Raw genomic sequence first — 17,861 nt, forward strand, 5'->3', positions numbered from 1 at the left:
GCGAGAGGATAGTGGCTAAACAGTAATCATGAGTGAGTCCTTCCCTGGACGTAAACGGGCGATAGCATCGCCCGTTTTTTATTTCTGCACCAGAAACTCTAGTATCAGGTTGTTGACCTCTTCTGCATGAGTGATTGGCGCCATATGGCCACCAGACACAGGTCTGGCCGTTAACCTGGGAAGCTGGTGAGCAATAACAGCAGCCACCGCGTGAGCGGACTGGCGACTGTTTTTACCCGTCATTAATAACACGGGCTGTTCAATTTTTGCGTACTTCTCCGGTGTATAGGTCTCTCCTAACAACGCCTGAAAATCTAACTTTAGCTTATTTACCTGCTGTGAAAACAGCGCCTGCATCTGCTGCGGTAAACCGGCAAAATATCCTGCTCCGTTCCAATAATCCACAAACGCCTGTGCAGCTTCACTTGCTGCTTTGCGTGACATATCTGAAGCCAGCCCCTCGACCTCCTGGCGGGCGGGATTGTCTTTATCCAGCAGGTGAAACGCCACTGGTTCAAACAACATCAGAGATGTAACCCTCTGATTCTGCTCTAAGGCGAGTTTCAGAGCCAGAGCACCGCCATAAGAATGGCCAAGCAAGTGAAAGTGCGCTATCTCCAGTTCATCCAACACCTGCATCACCCGGCGGGCTTCTGTTGACAGGCTAAAAGACCCGGCATCTTCTGCATCGGGCCCCTCGCCATAGCCAAACAGATCCAGATTCACTACCCGGTAATCTGCTTCAAGCAACGCAGTCAGTGCTCGCCACTGGCGCGCGCTGCTCATTGAGCTGTGCAGCATGACAATGGCCGGACTGTTATCTGAACCTGACGGGTAAACCCCTTGCATCTGTATCTCCTTCTAAAAAGATTATTTCTCTCGCTAAGGCGCAGGGAGATCAATTGTCCCGTTTTTGAATCCTCTGCGGCTTTGCGCCTCTGCGAGATCATAATTATGTCTTTCATCCCACACCAGGCGTAAACAGATCCTGATTGCCATCAGGATGACAGTTGTGTCTGATAGCTGCTGGCTGACAGCTTTAAAAACAAAACGCCGGTAGGAGTGATCCAGTACCGGCGTTTTTTATCTGTATTCAGAGCTCTGCCAATGCAGTCTGTTATTTTTAATCGAGCAGCTTGCTCAACTCTTCACTAACCTGCTCTACCGGCTTAGTACCATCAACTTTATGATAGGCACATTTGTCCTTTTCTGCTTGTTGCTGATAATAGTCAACCAGTGGCTTGGTCTGCTCATGGTAAATGGCCAGGCGTTTGCGTACAGTTTCTTCCTGATCATCGGGGCGGACCACCAGGTCTTCACCGGTAACATCGTCTTTACCGGCGACATTGGGTGGGTTGTGTTCAATATGATAAACGCGACCTGAAGCCGGATGTACACGACGACCCGCCATACGGGAAACAATCACATCGTCTGCCACATCAAACTCGATTACATGATCCACATTAATACCCTGGTCCTGCATCGCATCAGCCTGAGGAATAGTGCGGGGGAACCCGTCAAGCAGAAAACCGTTTTCGCAATCGGCCTGAGCAATACGCTCTTTTACCAGACCAATAATCAGCTCATCAGAGACAAGCTTACCTTCGTCCATGATCTTTTTCGCTTCCAGGCCAAGTTCTGTGCCCGCCTTTATCGCTGCTCTTAACATATCCCCGGTGGATATTTGCGGAATACCAAACTTACCCATTAAAAACTGGGCCTGGGTACCCTTTCCTGCGCCGGGAGCGCCAAGCAAAATAATGCGCATACCTGGTCCTCTTACTGGTCTGTTAAAGTTAGATGAATATTAAACAAAGACGGACTTTACACATTAAGCCCTGAGCTGACAAGGCGAAAAGGCACGGTATTGGTGCATATCCGACCATAGTGTGACTCTTCCGCTGCCCCTGATTGTCATCAGGCGTAGGCTATGTGTGTGTTTTGTATTTTTTTCGTGCGCTTCGTGGTCGAAAAGCCTTAAACCACGAAGGGCTCGAAGAGCACGAAGATAGCTACAACGTCGCGCTTTAAAACCTTTGCGACTTAGCGACTCTGCGAGGTCTACTTCTCTCGTTATATCGGGATTAAACCGTTCCTGACAGTAAAAACGGGCCCGAAGGCCCGTTTGTTCAGCTTTTTTAAAACTTTACTTTACCAGGCTTACCAGTAGCTGGTTGACCTTGTTCACATAGCTGGCAGGGTCTTTCATACTGCCCTGCTCTGTCAGTGATGCCTGGTCAAATAGAATGTCGGTCAGTTGCGTGAACCTGTCTTCATCCTGAATATTGGCCAGGGTTTTAATCAACGCATGCTCAGGGTTTACTTCAAAGTGATAGCTCACCTCCGGCACCGGCTGGCCTGCCGCCTGCATCAGTTTAACCATCTGTGTACTCATTCCCTGATCATCAGCCACCACACAGGCAGGAGAGTCAATCAAACGATGACTCAGCTTCACATCTTTGACTTTATCACCCAGTGCCTTTTTAACCCGCTCTGTCAAACCTTCAACGTCTTTCTCAGCTTGCTCCTGGGCTTTCTTACTCTCTTCGTCTTCCAGTTCGCCTAAATCCAGATCACCTTTCGTGATCGACTGGAATGACTTTTCCTTATAGTCGGTAAGATGTGACATCAACCACTCGTCGATCCGCTCTGACATCAACAACACTTCAATGCCTTTCTTGCGGAAAATCTCCAGATGAGGACTGGTTTTCGCTGCGGCATAGCTGTCTGCAGTAATGTAGTAGATCTTGTCCTGGCCTTCCTTCATGCGCTCGATGTAATCATCCAGAGACACCTTTTCCTCAGAACTATCATCTTCCGTCGAGGCAAAGCGAAGCAGCCCGGCGACTTTTTCCTTATTGCTGAAATCTTCTGCAGGCCCTTCTTTAAGTACATTCCCGAACTCTTGCCAGAAACTCTGGTATTGTTCAGGTTGGTTCTTAGCCATCCGTTCGAGCATCTGCAGCACTTTTTTGGTACAACCCTGGCGCATAGCCTGTGAAATACGATTGTCCTGCAGAATTTCCCGGGACACATTCAACGGCAAATCATTAGAGTCCAGTACGCCTTTTACAAAACGCAGATACGTGGGCATAAATTGTTCTGCGTCATCCATGATAAAGACGCGTTGTACATAGAGTTTCAGACCGTGTTTCTGCTCTCTGTTCCACATGTCAAAGGGTGCCTTAGCGGGCACATATAACAAACTGGTGTATTCAGTTTTACCCTCAACTTTATTATGAGACCACAACAGAGGATCGCCGTAATCATGAGAAATATGCTTGTAGAACTCTTTGTATTCCTCATCGGAAACTTCTGATTTATCCCTGGTCCACAGAGCGGTTGCTTTGTTAATGGTTTCCCAGTGAGCAGGCTCCGCAGCGATCTTTTCACCATCAGGACCATCACGTTCTGGCACTTCTTCTTTGTACATCTGTACGGCAACACTAATATGGTCAGAGTACTTTCCGATGATCGAACGCAAACGCCAGTCATCGAGAAATTCTTTCTCATCTTCTTTCAGATGCAAGATGACATCAGTACCGCGTTCGGGCTTATCAATATCAGCAACCGTAAAATTGCCTTCGCCTTCACTTTGCCATTCCACACCGCGATCGGCTTCCTGACCCGCCGCCCGGGTCCGCACAGTTACCTTATCTGCGACAATAAAGGCAGAGTAAAAACCCACACCAAACTGACCGATCAATTGGGAATCCCTGGCCTGATCACCAGAAAGTTTACTAAAAAATTCAGCCGTTCCTGATTTGGCAATAGTCCCCAGATGTTCGATAACATCATCCCGGGTCATACCAATACCATTGTCAGAAATGGTCACAGTGCCGGCATCTTTATCCACCGACAAGCGAACGCGTAGTTCACCATCATTCTCATACAAGCTATCATCAGACAAAGCTTTAAAGCGCAGCTTATCTGAGGCGTCAGCGGCATTAGAGACCAGCTCCCTCAGAAAAATTTCTTTGTTCGAATAAAGGGAATGGATCATCAGCTGAAGTAATTGCTTTACCTCAGTCTGAAAGCCATGGGTTTCTTTATGGGCTGTTTCGGCCATAAACTCAACTCTCCTGGTTCGTGTAATACTGCCACTCAGGCGCACTGGCCCTTGCAGCAGACTGAAAAAAATGACTCGAACTAGGAGATAGGGATTAAGTAGAGAAAATCAATGGCTGCAACAGAAATTACAATATTCTGCGACCAGAGAACGCATGGGTGAGGGTCGAACCGTCCAGATATTCCAGCTCGCCGCCCACCGGAACCCCATGAGCAATGCGGCTGGCTTTGATATCTCTTGAACGGCACATCTGGGCAATATAATGCGCCGTTGCCTCACCCTCCACCGTAGGGTTAGTGGCAAGAATCACTTCCTCAACGGGGTTGTCATCCAGCATCTGGGCAAGATTATCGAGACCAATTTCGGCCGGCCCGATGCCATCAATAGGTGACAAATGCCCCATCAACACAAAGTACAGCCCTTTGAATTCACTGGTTTGCTCAACGGCCATGACATCCTGTGGGCTTTCCACCACACAGAGGACACCAGCTTGCTGACGTTTCGGGCTGGCACAGATATCGCAAAGCCGAGATTCGGTAAAAGTACGGCATTGCGCACAATGTTGCACATGCTCCATGGCATTTCGCAGGGCATCAGACAGGGCCAGCGCACCGTCACGATTTCGTTCGAGCATCTGAAATGCCATACGCTGAGCTGTTTTCTGACCCACGCCCGGCAAATACTTAAGGCTGGTAATAAGTTCATTAAGTAATGGACTGAATTTCATGCACTTTTCTGTCTGATGACTAAATTAAGCAGGCATTATGAACCTGTCATAATGCCATAAAGAAGCTCAATGAAACGCCTTAAAACGGCATTTTCATACCCGGAGGCAGTGGCATGCCGCCCGTCACAGATGACATTTTTTCCTTGGTTGTTTCCTGTATGCGCCTTACTGCATCGTTAGTGGCCGCAGCAACCAGATCCTCGATCATATCTTTATCATCTTCCATCAGACTCTGATCAATTTCGACTTTGCGTACATTATGATTACAGGTCATTGTAATCTTAACTAATCCAGCACCTGCTTCACCTGTCACTTCAAGATCCGCCAGCTCTTCCTGGGCCTGCTGCATGCGATCCTGCATCTGCTGGGCCTGCTTCATGATATTACCCATTCCGCCTTTAAACATAATTACCTCTTTCTATATCAGCACGCTGTGCCTGTTGTGTTCTCTATACCCGGATAACCTCATAGACAGAGTATTATCTGGGTACAATACTTTGCGCCACCAGTGACGCACCAAATTCATTTTTTAACAGGGTTACGCCTTCATCGGAGTCCAGGATCTGCTCGGCAAACCGTTGGCGCACCTTTTTAATCTCGACACCCAGAGCAAAAGGCGTATTAACAGGCTCTCCTTGTTCAACCTGCATTTCAATCTCATGGCCCAAAGCCTGTTCCAGCGCCTCCGCCAATTGCTGATGTGCCGATGGCGTGTAAAGATGTTGCTTGCTTTGCTGCAAGGTCAGCCTGACGCGATTACCGGAGATATTGCAACGACTGTGCAAGGCTAATTGCTTGATCAGGCCACTGACAGGCATTTTCTCAATAAGCTGGCTCCAGCTGTCAATTTGTGAGGCATGAAGTACTTTTTCCTGCTCACCCACAAATACCGGAATCTGCATATCAACCTTCAGCACGGCTTCATCTTCTTGCTGGTATTCGGCCAGTATCGCATCTGTTTCCAGCTCGCCCTGTAACTGCCTGACATTCTCTTTGTCTGACTCTGGTGAGTCAGGTTCAGTCAATTGCCCGCCAGGCTCTTCAGCAACGGGCGCGATGTATTCATTATCCGTTGGCCCGGCATCTGCCTGTGATACGACAGCGCGTTCAGGTTCGCCTTCTGCTTTTTCTCGCAGGCCAGGGTCATTGAGTAACGTTGACGTGTTCTCAGAAAACAGTGTTATATCCTGCTCCGGCGCAGGTTCAGAATCAAACTGTTCAATGGCGTCATCGTCCCAGGGCGGCGGAGATTCATATTCAGATGCGAAGGACTGCCCCCCTCTGAGTATGTCAGTACCAGCCTGGTGAACCTCAGGTGCTTTTACAGCTGGGTTGTTGTGCCCGGCTTGTTGCTCTGAAACGGTTCCCTGTTGATGCTTAGCATCCGGTGAGACTATCTCTGCAGACCTGGTGACATCACCCGGGAATCTGAAGGGTGTTTTCTTGTCAGCCTGTTCAGCCTGGACCTGTTGTTGTGATTCGCTGCGCAGCTTTTTCCTCAGCGCCAGTAGTTGTTCTGTTCTGCTTAAATTTGGCTCTGGCTCTGGCTCTGGCTCTGGCTCTGGCTCTGGCTCTGGGAACACAGCATCATTATTCTGTTCAGTTTGTTCAACCCTGGAAGGATGCAATTGTTCAGCCTGCTGCCATATTTGTTGTTGTTGCGCTTCCAGTTGTTCAACATCTTCCTTTGTCTCAGGCGCTTGTGGCGATTGCGATGAGCCACTAGGGCTATCCGGCATCAGCTGCTCAATTTCTGCCAGTGTTTTTTTTTGAGATGAAGGAGTGAAGGCCAGCATTCTTAACAGGGTCATTTCCAGGCCAGCCCGGCCATCTGCGGCGTAAGGCAGATCTTTTCGCCCCTGCAGGGCTATTTGATAGAGCAGTTGTACCTGCTCCGGATCAAGGCCTTTAGCCAACTGATATATAGCCCTTGCTGTCACCGTCTCCAGTTTACAACTGTCTGGCACCAATTGTGTCAGGGCTATCTGATGCAGTAAGCTGAGTATTTCAGCCAACAACTGGCCATAGTCAGGAGCCTGAAAGGAGAGCTCATCTACTTGTTGCAGTACTTTTTCAGACTCGCCTTTTATGACACTGTGCAACAATTTCAGCACCTGATTTTTATCCATCAGGCCCAGCATTTCCACAACCACACGCACCGATACCTGGCCATTCCCCTGAGCAATGGCCTGATCAGTAAGGCTCAGTGCATCGCGCATACTCCCCTGGGCTGCGCGGGCAATCTGGGCCAACGCCTCAGCATCAAACTCAAAGGACTCCTGGCTAAGGATATGCTTTAACTGCTGTGTAATCTGCTCTCTTGACAGTGCCTTGAGATTAAACTGCAGGCAACGCGATAAAATGGTTACCGGGAGCTTTTGCGGATCGGTGGTCGCCAGCAGAAACTTCACATGCGGAGGGGGTTCTTCCAGGGTTTTTAGCAGCGCATTAAAACTGTGTTTGGAGAGCATATGCACTTCATCGATCAAATAGACCTTGAAGCGCCCGTGAGTAGGACGGTACTGAACATTATCCAACAGTTCACGGGTGTCTTCTACTTTAGTGCGTGATGCCGCATCAATTTCCAGTAAATCAACAAAACTGCCGGCATCTATTTCCTTGCAGGTTGAGCACTGGCCACACGGATTTGCACTCTGGCCTTGTTCACAATTGAGACTCTTAGAGAAGATCCGCGCAATGGTGGTTTTTCCGACCCCCCGGGTCCCCGTGAACAGATACGCGTGATGAAGGCGATCATTGTCCAACGCATTAGAAATAGCACTGACGACATGCTCTTGCCCAACCAGTTGAGCAAAGTTTGCGGGGCGCCATTTACGAGCAAGAACCTGATAACTCATTGAGTCTGTTAATCTCCCTCGAACTCACACAAAAAATGGCAGTTGATTTTCTGTTCTGATAGCTTCGCTGCACCACCGAGATCAGGCAGGTTAATCACGAAGGCTGCATGCTCAACAATACCACCAAGCTGGCGAACCAAGGTTGCCGTTGCCAGCATCGTGCCCCCTGTCGCTAAAAGATCATCCAGCAACAGCACCTTTTCATTACTGCCTATGGCATCTCTATGCAACTCTAAAACATCTGAGCCGTATTCCAGTTCATAGCTTTGCTGAATCACCGCCCTGGGTAACTTATTAAACTTACGTACAGGCACAAAACCGGCGCCAAGCGCCTTGGCCAGAGGTGCACCAAATATAAACCCCCTGGCTTCGGTACCGGCTATCTTGTCAAACTGATGGCTCTGGTAATGCTCAGCCAACAGATCAATGCAGCTGGCGAAGGCCTTTTTATCCTGCATTACCGAGGTCACATCGCGAAACTGAACGCCCGGTCGGGGATAATCCGGTACAGTGGTAATCACAGACTTAATATACTCTGCGCTCATACACCCTGCCTGTATTCGGTTTTGGAGTTTTCAGAAATAATAAACACCCCAGGCCAGTATGACATGCAACAAAGGCAGGGCCAGTAACACCACCAGCACTGCCAGAAAGTATTTCATGTTGAAAGGATCTTTGAATTCTTTATCTTGATGCATAATGCTTTACCTTGATAAACAACAGCCGCAAATTTTAATCCAAAGCCAGTTGAATTGATAGGCGTTAAGCGTCATGCCGTTAAGAATTAGTCAACAATACCTGCTTTTGTAACAAAGACTCAACGGCCTGTTTAACCTGTTGATGTAACTGTTGCGGAGGAAATTGCGGCATCGCCTGTTCCATGGCACTCAACAAAGTATCGAATTGCAGAGGCCCCTGTTGTTCAATATGGTTAAGCATAAAGGCATTAACCTGATCGATCTCGGTAAAACACACCTGATCCTGATTGTCTCTGCAAACAACAAAAAAGTAAGGACCACTGGCCTGCAGCGGCTGGAAGTCAGGACAGATTCGGTGAACGGGAAACTGATAGCTCAATACCCAAGCCAGTTCAGATACCTGAACTCTGTGATACTCCCCTTCCCCATCCCAGTAATCTCCTGAGAGATCATCCTTACTTGTGCTGATTGCCAGTTCAACCCACTCATAATGGGCCAGCTCTGCCAGAAAAGGAGGATCGGAGGAAACAACCTGATATTCATTCGCCAGGAACTCGACAAACTCTTTGCTGATATCAACAAAATAGGGGGAACGACAGTGATGCTGATGATAAAAAGTACGGCATAGTTTCAACCACTGATCCTGCTCATACAGTGATTGCAGCACCGGGAAGCCATTCCCAAGAAAACCAAGAATATTATTGAAGAACAGGTCGCGATAAATAGCCATTCGCCTGCTTTCCAGATCTGGTGGGGGGGCACAGGTCTCCGGGTTCTTCAGGTGTTGCGCGAATTGTTGTTGTAGCTGATGAAAATCTCGCATCAGGCTCTTTTCCCCATTGCTGGAATATGCTTTTCCTGCAAAGCCCCAATTCTGCGGACCTCCTGTAATAAAACATCCATTGGCGGGATATTGAAATCACGCTCAAGTAAAGTGGGAAATACACCGTGATGATCATAGGCCATATCCAGAAGGTCCCACACCGGCTCAATGACATCGGCCCCATGAGTATCAACGATGAGATCGTCAGCCTCGTTGTAGTGGCCTGCAATATGAGCATAAGCAATGCGTTCAGTGGGCATAGATTTTAGAAACTTTTCTGCGTTATACCCATGGTTGACTGAATTGACATAGATATTATTTACGTCGAGAAGTAACCGACAGTCTGCCTCCTGCAATACGCCAAGAGTAAATTCCTGCTCCGACAATTCCTGGCCCGGTGCGGCATAGTAAGACACGTTTTCCAGAATCAAGGGACGCTCGATAATATCCTGTACCAGCGTGACTCTCTCTGCCACATATTTCACCGCCTCTTCCGTAAAAGGTATAGGCATAAGATCATACAGGTGCCCATCTGCAGAGCAATAGCTCAGATGTTCACTGTAGTCCTCAATGCCATGTAGATCGAGGAAAGCCTTTACAGTCTTAACAAACTCGATATCTAAAGGATCTGGACTGCCAATTGAAAGAGACAGTCCATGGGTCTTAAAAGTCTGTTTAGTTGTAAGTGTTTTGAGTTTTCGTGCATAACCACCGCCGAGGGGTATCCAGTTTTCCGGAGCTATTTCCCAGAAGTCCACGCACTCAGGTATGGAACCTTCCAGTTCATCCAGCATTTCACGACGTAAACCCAGGCCTACCTGTTTCGCTTGTTGTCTCATTGTTCCTCCCGTAAAAAAGGCCGGCAAAGCCCGGCCTTTCCGGAACAGCCAGCACTATATTATTTCATGCCACCACATTTGGCTTCGCCACATTTGCCTTCTTTTTTGGCTTTATCGCCACCGCATTTGCCTTCTCCACACTTACCTTCTTTTTTAGCTTTGTCGCCGCCACATTTCCCTTCGCCACATTTACCTTCTTTGTGAGCCTTGTCGCCGCCACACTTTCCTTCGCCGCACTTACCTTCTTTTTTAGCTTTGTCGCCACCACACTTGCCTTCTCCGCACTTACCTTCTTTTTTAGCTTTGTCGCCGCCACATTTCCCTTCGCCGCACTTGCCTTCTTTTTTGGCTTTATCGCCGCCACACTTTCCTTCGCCGCATTTGCCTTCACTGTCTTTACCTTCGGCGAATTGCATGTAACCAGACTCAAGAGTCTGCATGCCGAAATTCCCGACCTCGTTGGCGACTGCCACATGACTCAAAGAGCCAATTACTACTGCGCCCAACGCTGTTGCTATACCTGTTTTTTTAATCTGTTTCATCACTATCTTCCTGTTTTTCATTATTAAACATAGGCCAATTGGCACTACCAATAGCATAGACCAAGGTGACTAAAAAAATATTTCATTCATCGCCGCATTTTGCTGTTCAGAGGGCATTAAAACTTCAGGAGAGTTTTAGGACAGCTTTAGCTGGCCCGCGAAGCGGGAGAGTCTCAGGGATGAGACGAGCACTAAAACTCCGGGAGAATTTTAGGACAGCTTTAGCTGGCCCGCGCAGCGGGAGAGTCTCACGGATGAGACGAGCAAAAAAAAAGCCCCGAAGGGCTTTTCTTACAAACTAATACCACGGTTACGGGCTTTATCCTTAATATACGGCTCCCAGCTTCTTGCGCTGCGTGCGGTATTCTTATCTTTCTTGGCAAGCTGCACATATTTGTGCGCTTCCTTAAACTTACCTTGATAAAAATACGCTTCCATCATCGCCATATACAACCGGCCCGACTCGTTCTCAGGAGTACGGTCAACTGCTTTCTGAAGAGCACTAATCGCCTGACTATAATTTTCAGCAGCCAGCAATAAACTGCCTTGTCTGCGGAAATGATCAGGATCATTGCTCAAAGCTGCTGCCTGACCATAGTAGTTAGCGGCCTCTTTGAGTTCTTTCGCCTGATGCCAGACATTAGCGATACCTGACAACCTTGAGGCATCCCTTTCCAGTAAGCCTTCTTTCAGGTATTTCTCCTGTAACTTCGCTGACTTATAGGGAATGTCATTAGTCGCATACAGTTGCGCCAACGCATTGATCTCTGACTTTTTCTTCAGGTAGCCCTGGTTTAACGCCATTTCGAAAGTAGACAAGGCTCTTTTGTAGTCCTCTACTAACATGTAGAAGAAGCCTAACTGAGTCCACCACTGAGGCGTATCCGGGAACATTCTGACAAGTTCCTCAGCCACTTCAATCGTCTGTGGATACATCTTACGTTCATAGTAAGAGGTCATTTTCAACACGTAAGGGTTCTTATTGGGCTCTTCGTACAAAGCAATCGCTTTGTTTGCCGGCTCAATAATCTTATCCAGTTGCTTCAGTTCGTAATAGGCCTGCGCCATACGTACGTAAACATCCGGGTTTTCCTTACAGGTGAAATCCTGCCACTTTTTATACCACTCTACTGCGGTAGCGTAATTTTCTTCCTGAAGATTCAAATCAGCAACCAGTTTGAGCGTGTTAGCGTGTTCAGTATCGTTAAGCAGTTTCTTCCTGGCCGCACCTTCAAGATAGCTCAAAGCACGTTTTGCCTCGCCCTCTTTAGCTGCCAGCAGATTACCTACAAAACGATCTGTATAAGCGCGATCGAACTCATCAGATGTATCGATATCAAGCAATATCGAAATGGCTTCATCCACCAGGTCATTACTGTAGGCTTCAAAAGCATCCTGAATCTTTCTGCCCACTCGCTGGCTTGGAACCTTGGAGGAAGGCTGTTTATAATCAGGACACACGACGGCCGGAGAACTCTGAGCCATTACCCCGGTGGAGTAACTACCCAGCGCCAGCACGGTTACTGCTAACACCTTAGTGATTGGATTTTTCGTTAATCTCATTACGATTTCTCCAATGTAAAGTCCAGTTGAACCTTCATGTCAAACTGTTTAACCGGTTTACCATCCACAACCTTTGCCTTGTATTTCCAACGACTGAGGGCACGTCGGGCTTCCCGGTCAAAAATACGTTTTGGCTCAGCATCAATAACCTGAATATCTTCTACACCACCCAATTCGTTAATGGTGAAAGATAATCTTACCCAACCTTCTTTACCATCTCTGGCTGCTTCAATTGGGTACTTAGGTTCGATTCTGACAATTGGCGTAGCTTCACCGTCGCGCATCAATGACCCAGGGTCACCAATATCAACAGAGGCTCCACTTACATCCACACCTGGCATGTTAAATGCCATATCAGCATCAGGCTCTGCCGAATCGGGTTCCTGAGGCTCCATTTTAGGAGGCTGTTGTGGCGGCGGTGGCGGCGGTGGCGGCACCCTTGAACGGGTTTGTGTCGACTGATCAGGCTCATTCATAACGATATCAATGACAGGAGCCGGAGGCGCCTCATCAACAGGTCTCGATGAATTAGCAATGAGTTTGGCCATTAACACAAACAAGGCAAAGGTAATGGCCGCACCTATTAGTATAGAAACTATTAGACGAAGCATATTAATTTTCCTTTGCTGCTATGGAGATCCGATCAATACCAGCGGCTTTGATCTGATCCATTACTTCTACCACTACTCCGTGATTAGATTCCATATCGGCCTGAACAATCACCACATCGGTTGGTTGCTCTGCCAACAGGCGCTCTAAGTTTGCACGGACCCGTTCAACATCAATCTGACGCTTGTCCATCCATACATCACCATCTTCGGTTATGGCAATAAAGATGTTGGCGGCTTTCTGCCTGCTCGCCTGATCAGACGTAGGTTTATTTACTTCTATACCCGCCTCTTTAATAAAAGAGGTCGTGACGATGAAGAAGATCAGCATGATAAACACGATGTCGAGCATCGGTGTCATATCAATAGTCGCGTCTTCTTCTTCGGTACGTTGTTTACGAGCCATATAATTCTCTCTTTAATGATGAGGCAAGCTGTCGACCAATCTCTCTTTGGAAATTTTTACCTTTGCTTCCAGCCGGGAGCTGAAAAACACACCCGAAAGGGCCGCTACCATTCCGGCCATCGTTGGAATAGTCGCCATAGAGATACCGCCGGCCATCAGACGAGGATTCCCCGTCCCTTGCACAGACATAACTTCAAAGACTGAAATCATGCCCGTCACTGTACCCAACAATCCTATCAGAGGACATATAGCCACTAAGGTTTTAATCAACAACAATCTCTCACTGAGCTTGTCTGATGCTTGTGAAATCCATGCTTCACGGATTCTATGCGCATACCAGGATGTGGTGTCCTTACGGCTTTCCCAATCATTGATGATCTGTTTCATCACTTTCGGGAACACCGAGGACACATACCAATAGCGCTCAATCATCAATAACCACATGAGGAAGAGCGCGGCAGCGACGATATAAAGCACGTCACCGCCGGTAGCGATAAAATCCCTGACAGATTCCCAGAGTTCTATCAGGTATAACATATTAAGCTTTCTCCGCCTCAGCGTGGACAGCAACGATACCCGCTGCCTGCTCATCCAGGGTATGCATAATAGACTTACTGCGACCCGCTACGATGCTGTGTAACAGAATCAGTGGCAAGGCTGCAATAATACCCTGAGCCGTGGTTACCAATGCCATTGAAATACTGCCCGCCATGATCTTCGGATCACCGGTACCAAACAGGGTAATCTGCTGGAAGGTGGCAATCATACCGATAACCGTACCTAGCAGACCCAACAGCGGGGCGATGGCAGCAAGAATCTTGATGATATTCACACCAGACTCAATCTTCGGCAACTCACGCAAAATGGCTTCATCGAGTTTCAGTTCAAGGTTCTCTACATCTGCGCCCTTATTCTCTTTATAAACCTGCAGGATACGACCCAGAGGGTTAGAAGATGAAGGATTAGAGGTGTTGTTCAGCTGAGAACGAATCTTGCCACTCATTACGGTCAGAGTAACAATCTTGTACAAAGCAATCAGTAAACCAAGAATGAACAGCCCGGTGATGACATAGCCTGGTAAACCACCGGCATGGTAACGCTCAGACAATGTTGCTTTGGCTGTCAGCAGACCAAGGATGGAACCTTGTGAAGGATCCACATAGAAAGGTGCGATACCGGATGTAGCGCCTTTAAAGTCTTCTGCAGCACTCAGCATGTAGCCATCGGGCTGACGACCCAGCGGTTGCACCTGAGCATTCTCAGAGTTGTACAGCAGGTAGCCTTCTTCACCAACCAGGTTAAAGGTACCAACGCGCACCACTTCCTGGCGACTTGAACCACCATCCAGGCTCACCACTTCTGTTTCAAAGCGGGAAACTTTACCGGACTCGGTCATTTCAGTCTGCAGAGCAATCCACAGCTCTTCCAGCTCCTGAATATTTGGCAGGCCTTTTGACTCTGAAGACATCTCTTCAAGGAAAGCGCCTCGGCCGGGATACTCGGCACTGACAATTGAGGTGGAGATACGGCCATAGGCCTCGCCGGAAGCCTGACGAACCACACCGAACATTTCACCAAGGGTACCGGTAGCGGTATCCAGTTCCTGTTCTTTCTCAGCCAGACGCACTTCGTTATCAGCGTATTGTTTTGTCAGACGGTCACCGCGATCCTGCTCAGCTTTAAGCTCTGATTTAGCTTTACGCAGCAGTGCCTGTTTGTCGGCACGGGCAGAATTAAATTCCGCTTCACGCTGTGAATTAATGCGCGCTTCGGATACACGGTTTTTCTTAACTTCTTCAAGCAGTTGATCCAGTGACGTCGCCGCCTGAACTGGTGCAACACTTACAGCCATTGCCGCTGTAAGTAGTACAGATTTGAATATTGTTTTCATTCTGAATTACTCCGCAGCTTTAATTGGCAATTTAATCATATCGAAAGGCACCAGTTTACGGGCCATACGAACCGCTTTGACTACTGAACTCAGATACTCATCACCCAGCTGTTCCCAGGTGCGACTATCATTGTTCCATACCCAGGCGTTTTTCTGGTCCAGAGACAGTGCCAACAAGGCGGTACGACCAAGATTAAAGAAATCAGCCGAAATCGTCTGACCATTATGCTCCAGCTCACCCTGATAAGCGCGGATACGTGAACCGTATTCGTTCTCTATCTGGTAGGCTTCAAGCACCTGGCGGAACTGTTCAGAGGTGGTGACGTTGGATTTACCCATCAGCTCGCGCAAGTGAGCAATACGATCCATACGTTCGTCATAGTTGATCGGCACATCCAACTCAATAAACTGTTCCAGTGAGTCGATCATGCGATACATCAACGGCACAACACCACGCTTGACGCCTTCAATACCGTCAATCTGACGTTGTAACGAGGCAATGCCAGCTTCCTGGTCGGCAACAAGGCGAGCCAAATGGTCGTTATAAACCTTGAGGTTCTCAGTTTCATCGACAACAGCACGATACTCTGCCAGTAATTCCTGGGTTTGCTCATAGATGCTGTTAATTTTCTTTTGGGATTGCGCTGCAGCCACATGGATTCTTGCTTCTTCTTTATGCAAATCATTAAGTGGGTCTGCAGAGACAACTTGGCTGCCACCTAGCGCGAATGCGCTGATAACGGCAGAAGCAATCAGATTTCTCTTGCTCATTTTGGACATAGTTCCCAACCAATTTTTTTATCTTGAATCCTCACCCAAGGCTTGGTCTAGCCTTCGTGAGGGGCGTTAAAAACGGTTCTGCTTTTGGTAAGAAGCCTTTGCAGGATTTATTCATCCAAAGGCTCGACCTCGAATGTTCACACGGAACAGATAAAATTGTCAAGGTCAGCCAGCGGCTCATTTACAATTCATTAATGTGGTTGTGGTCAGTATCAGAGGATATAAGATGAAATACAGGGATACGAATTTGTACATGGCATTGAAGAACTAATAGGCGTCAGGTTACCTGTGCGAAATATCAGCTAAGAATCGCCAGTTTTTCTGGTCAGTTCAAAAGCTTCTTTTGCGACTTTAAAGTTCACTTGCGACAATTTCTCTGACGCCAGACAAATAACTTTCGTAATTGCGCCACCGTTCAAGAGAGTGCATATACAGTGGCTGTCTGACCTGCCAGACACTTGCGGTTTTGACTACAGAACTGGACTTATGGAACTGCATACAATCCTCTGACCAGGGTAGTCCACAGAACTCTAATACCCTCTTCATCGTATCTTCCGGCTCCATCACCAATTGTTGATAATCGACACAAATCAGGTTATCCGGCATCAGTTCTTTAAAATGTTTCAACAACTTTTTATATTGCATATAGTAATGCGCAATATGTTCCATATTCGCATTGTAGGGTAATTCATTACCCAGATGCTGAAAGTACACTGACAAACAAATATCTAATGGATGTCTGTCAGTGCAAATAATTTTCGCCTTGGGAAAGGCAGAGCGAATCACACCCAGATGCCAGAAATTATCAGGGCGTTTATCGGTCACCATTTTAGCTTCTGGAAACAGTGCCTCTATGCCCTTCTGGTACATGGTACTTAACTCCAGAACTTGCGCTTTAGTCATCTGTTTCTCAGTGTTCTCAGCCTCCACTTTCTCTACGCAGCGTTTTAGTACACTCAACTCACCACCACTGGTCACCATGGGGTGTGCGCTGAGTATCTGTTCAAGCAATGTGGTGCCTGAACGAAACATGCCACAGATAAAGACCGGTTCAAAATCACTAGAAGTCTGAGTCTGCTTCACCCAGTTGTTATCAGTCGATGTCAGAATAGTTGTTACCTGAGACTCTGTCTGTTCAGCCTTATAGGGGGGAAGCCTTTTGCTGCACAATGCATTGGCTTGTGAGTAGTAATTAAAGGCCGTCGCATAATCTCGTAAGTCATCGTAACCTTTACCAAGCGCAAAGTAGCCCGCTTCACGCTCTAATTGACTAAGATTAGGGTTGTTTTTCAGCGATGAGGTCAGCCGTTGCAATATTCCGCCCTGCTCTGGCTGTACTTTGTCGCACTGAACCAGACGAGCCAGTACCTCGGTATTCGAGGGCTGGTGCTTTAGCAACCTTTGATATTGTTGTTTCGCCTGAGGTTTATCCCCGAACTCTTCAAATAAGGTAGCCAGATTAAACAGCGCGGGAACATAATCGGGATTAATTTCCAGAGCACGTTTAAGACTTACCTTAGCGTCCTCTTCGCGCCGCATCTCAGAATATAAAACCGCCAAGTTCGTATGAACTTCCTCAGGCTGAGCAATATTCAGGGCCAGAGCCTTGTTATAGGCCTCTTCAGCCTGAATTGGGCGACTCTGCTCTTTGTATAACAATGCCAGATTAAAATAGGCATCGGCGTTATCAGGGTTGTTCAGCATAAACTGTTGATAGCAGCTAATCCCTTTTTCAGGCATCTTTTGGTGCTTGTACAGCTCGGCAAGCTGTTGGGTATAACCAAGTCTATCAGGATTGATTCTGGCGAGATCACTAAGTTGAGCTTCAGCTTCCTTAAACTGCCCTGTAGCCCTGTAGATATCAGCCAGTAGTTGACTAAAGGCCTGTTTATGAGGGACTTCGGCAATTCTGTGACACCGGAGACACAGAGCAAGTGCAGATTGCCACTGACCTTGCCGACATAAGCTGACAACACTATTCAGTTCTTTTTCTGCCAACATGGATATCCCCCGCTTTTTTGACAAGCATCATACCCGGTTGATGGCGATTTTTCTAA

At 47.7% G+C, this 17,861-nt stretch carries 18 protein-coding genes; all 18 read right to left on the reverse strand.

The features are described from left to right. Positions 1-78 precede the first annotated feature (78 nt). Entirely contained in the window at positions 79-849 is a 771-nt protein-coding gene (locus tag CDA54_RS04935; RefSeq protein WP_099033904.1) for an alpha/beta fold hydrolase, read from the reverse strand. A 274-nt stretch (positions 850-1,123) separates the two neighbouring features. Beyond that, positions 1,124-1,768, reverse strand: coding sequence for an adenylate kinase (gene adk, locus CDA54_RS04940; RefSeq protein WP_099033905.1), 645 nt, complete (start codon positions 1,766-1,768; stop codon positions 1,124-1,126). Positions 1,769-2,146: 378 nt separating this feature from the next. Next, on the reverse strand, positions 2,147-4,069 hold the full coding sequence (gene htpG / locus CDA54_RS04945) for a molecular chaperone HtpG (RefSeq protein ID WP_099033906.1): 1,923 nt from the start codon (positions 4,067-4,069) through the stop codon (positions 2,147-2,149). A 127-nt stretch (positions 4,070-4,196) separates the two neighbouring features. Beyond that, a complete protein-coding gene (gene recR, locus CDA54_RS04950) occupies positions 4,197-4,796 on the reverse strand; it encodes a recombination mediator RecR (protein WP_099033907.1) in 600 nt (199 codons plus the stop codon). A gap of 79 nt (positions 4,797-4,875) precedes the next feature. Continuing rightward, positions 4,876-5,202, reverse strand: a complete 327-nt coding sequence (locus CDA54_RS04955; RefSeq protein WP_099033908.1) for a YbaB/EbfC family nucleoid-associated protein — start codon at positions 5,200-5,202, stop codon at positions 4,876-4,878. A gap of 73 nt (positions 5,203-5,275) precedes the next feature. Then, on the reverse strand, positions 5,276-7,654 hold the full coding sequence (gene dnaX, locus CDA54_RS04960) for a DNA polymerase III subunit gamma/tau (protein ID WP_099033909.1): 2,379 nt from the start codon (positions 7,652-7,654) through the stop codon (positions 5,276-5,278). An 8-nt stretch (positions 7,655-7,662) separates the two neighbouring features. Continuing rightward, positions 7,663-8,199, reverse strand: a complete 537-nt coding sequence (gene apt, locus CDA54_RS04965; protein WP_099033910.1) for an adenine phosphoribosyltransferase — start codon at positions 8,197-8,199, stop codon at positions 7,663-7,665. Positions 8,200-8,229: 30 nt separating this feature from the next. Beyond that, the gene (locus tag CDA54_RS19925) at positions 8,230-8,352 is read right to left on the reverse strand and encodes a hypothetical protein (RefSeq protein ID WP_268235297.1); all 123 of its coding nucleotides are present in this window, start codon (positions 8,350-8,352) and stop codon (positions 8,230-8,232) included. A 79-nt stretch (positions 8,353-8,431) separates the two neighbouring features. Continuing rightward, the gene (locus tag CDA54_RS04970) at positions 8,432-9,175 is read right to left on the reverse strand and encodes an HvfC family RiPP maturation protein (RefSeq protein WP_099033911.1); all 744 of its coding nucleotides are present in this window, start codon (positions 9,173-9,175) and stop codon (positions 8,432-8,434) included. Further along, positions 9,175-10,014 carry an HvfB family MNIO-type RiPP peptide maturase gene (locus CDA54_RS04975; RefSeq protein WP_099033912.1) on the reverse strand — a complete coding sequence of 280 codons (840 nt, stop codon included), beginning with the start codon at positions 10,012-10,014 and terminating at the stop codon, positions 9,175-9,177. Before CDA54_RS04975 ends, CDA54_RS04970 begins: the two co-directional genes overlap by 1 nt. A 59-nt stretch (positions 10,015-10,073) precedes the next feature. After that, positions 10,074-10,556, reverse strand: coding sequence for an HvfA family oxazolone/thioamide-modified RiPP metallophore (locus tag CDA54_RS04980; protein WP_099033913.1), 483 nt, complete (start codon positions 10,554-10,556; stop codon positions 10,074-10,076). Between the two features lie 291 nt (positions 10,557-10,847). Then, positions 10,848-12,119 carry a tetratricopeptide repeat protein gene (locus CDA54_RS04985; RefSeq protein WP_099033914.1) on the reverse strand — a complete coding sequence of 424 codons (1,272 nt, stop codon included), beginning with the start codon at positions 12,117-12,119 and terminating at the stop codon, positions 10,848-10,850. After that, positions 12,119-12,730, reverse strand: a complete 612-nt coding sequence (locus tag CDA54_RS04990; protein WP_099033915.1) for an energy transducer TonB — start codon at positions 12,728-12,730, stop codon at positions 12,119-12,121. Before CDA54_RS04990 ends, CDA54_RS04985 begins: the two co-directional genes overlap by 1 nt. 1 nt (position 12,731) lies before the next feature. Further along, complete coding sequence (locus CDA54_RS04995; RefSeq protein ID WP_099033916.1) at positions 12,732-13,133, reverse strand: ExbD/TolR family protein; 402 nt, start codon at positions 13,131-13,133, stop codon at positions 12,732-12,734. 12 nt (positions 13,134-13,145) lie between these two features. Further along, on the reverse strand, positions 13,146-13,670 hold the full coding sequence (locus tag CDA54_RS05000; protein ID WP_062477759.1) for a MotA/TolQ/ExbB proton channel family protein: 525 nt from the start codon (positions 13,668-13,670) through the stop codon (positions 13,146-13,148). A gap of 1 nt (position 13,671) precedes the next feature. Further along, positions 13,672-15,024 carry a MotA/TolQ/ExbB proton channel family protein gene (locus CDA54_RS05005; protein WP_099033917.1) on the reverse strand — a complete coding sequence of 451 codons (1,353 nt, stop codon included), beginning with the start codon at positions 15,022-15,024 and terminating at the stop codon, positions 13,672-13,674. A gap of 6 nt (positions 15,025-15,030) precedes the next feature. Further along, entirely contained in the window at positions 15,031-15,795 is a 765-nt protein-coding gene (locus CDA54_RS05010) for a DUF3450 domain-containing protein (protein ID WP_099034086.1), read from the reverse strand. Positions 15,796-16,155: 360 nt separating this feature from the next. Next, positions 16,156-17,805, reverse strand: a complete 1,650-nt coding sequence (locus CDA54_RS05015) for a tetratricopeptide repeat-containing sulfotransferase family protein (RefSeq protein ID WP_099033918.1) — start codon at positions 17,803-17,805, stop codon at positions 16,156-16,158. Between the last annotated feature and the right edge of the window lie 56 nt (positions 17,806-17,861).

The sequence above is a fragment of the Lacimicrobium alkaliphilum genome (genome assembly GCF_002591895.1).
In the GTDB taxonomy this organism is placed as follows: domain Bacteria; phylum Pseudomonadota; class Gammaproteobacteria; order Enterobacterales; family Alteromonadaceae; genus Lacimicrobium; species Lacimicrobium alkaliphilum.

Excerpts from the sequence above, each read along its gene's own strand:
- CDA54_RS04935 (WP_099033904.1), bottom strand. The coding sequence starts at position 849 with ATGCAAGGGGTTTACCCGTCAGGTTCAGATAACAGTCCGGCCATTGTC.
- adk (WP_099033905.1), bottom strand. The coding sequence starts at position 1,768 with ATGCGCATTATTTTGCTTGGCGCTCCCGGCGCAGGAAAGGGTACCCAG.
- htpG (WP_099033906.1), bottom strand. The coding sequence starts at position 4,069 with ATGGCCGAAACAGCCCATAAAGAAACCCATGGCTTTCAGACTGAGGTA.
- recR (WP_099033907.1), bottom strand. The coding sequence starts at position 4,796 with ATGAAATTCAGTCCATTACTTAATGAACTTATTACCAGCCTTAAGTAT.
- CDA54_RS04955 (WP_099033908.1), bottom strand. The coding sequence starts at position 5,202 with ATGTTTAAAGGCGGAATGGGTAATATCATGAAGCAGGCCCAGCAGATG.
- dnaX (WP_099033909.1), bottom strand. The coding sequence starts at position 7,654 with ATGAGTTATCAGGTTCTTGCTCGTAAATGGCGCCCCGCAAACTTTGCT.
- apt (WP_099033910.1), bottom strand. The coding sequence starts at position 8,199 with ATGAGCGCAGAGTATATTAAGTCTGTGATTACCACTGTACCGGATTAT.
- CDA54_RS19925 (WP_268235297.1), bottom strand. The coding sequence starts at position 8,352 with ATGCATCAAGATAAAGAATTCAAAGATCCTTTCAACATGAAATACTTT.
- CDA54_RS04970 (WP_099033911.1), bottom strand. The coding sequence starts at position 9,175 with ATGCGAGATTTTCATCAGCTACAACAACAATTCGCGCAACACCTGAAG.
- CDA54_RS04975 (WP_099033912.1), bottom strand. The coding sequence starts at position 10,014 with ATGAGACAACAAGCGAAACAGGTAGGCCTGGGTTTACGTCGTGAAATG.
- CDA54_RS04980 (WP_099033913.1), bottom strand. The coding sequence starts at position 10,556 with ATGAAACAGATTAAAAAAACAGGTATAGCAACAGCGTTGGGCGCAGTA.
- CDA54_RS04985 (WP_099033914.1), bottom strand. The coding sequence starts at position 12,119 with ATGAGATTAACGAAAAATCCAATCACTAAGGTGTTAGCAGTAACCGTG.
- CDA54_RS04990 (WP_099033915.1), bottom strand. The coding sequence starts at position 12,730 with ATGCTTCGTCTAATAGTTTCTATACTAATAGGTGCGGCCATTACCTTT.
- CDA54_RS04995 (WP_099033916.1), bottom strand. The coding sequence starts at position 13,133 with ATGGCTCGTAAACAACGTACCGAAGAAGAAGACGCGACTATTGATATG.
- CDA54_RS05000 (WP_062477759.1), bottom strand. The coding sequence starts at position 13,670 with ATGTTATACCTGATAGAACTCTGGGAATCTGTCAGGGATTTTATCGCT.
- CDA54_RS05005 (WP_099033917.1), bottom strand. The coding sequence starts at position 15,024 with ATGAAAACAATATTCAAATCTGTACTACTTACAGCGGCAATGGCTGTA.
- CDA54_RS05010 (WP_099034086.1), bottom strand. The coding sequence starts at position 15,795 with ATGAGCAAGAGAAATCTGATTGCTTCTGCCGTTATCAGCGCATTCGCG.
- CDA54_RS05015 (WP_099033918.1), bottom strand. The coding sequence starts at position 17,805 with ATGTTGGCAGAAAAAGAACTGAATAGTGTTGTCAGCTTATGTCGGCAA.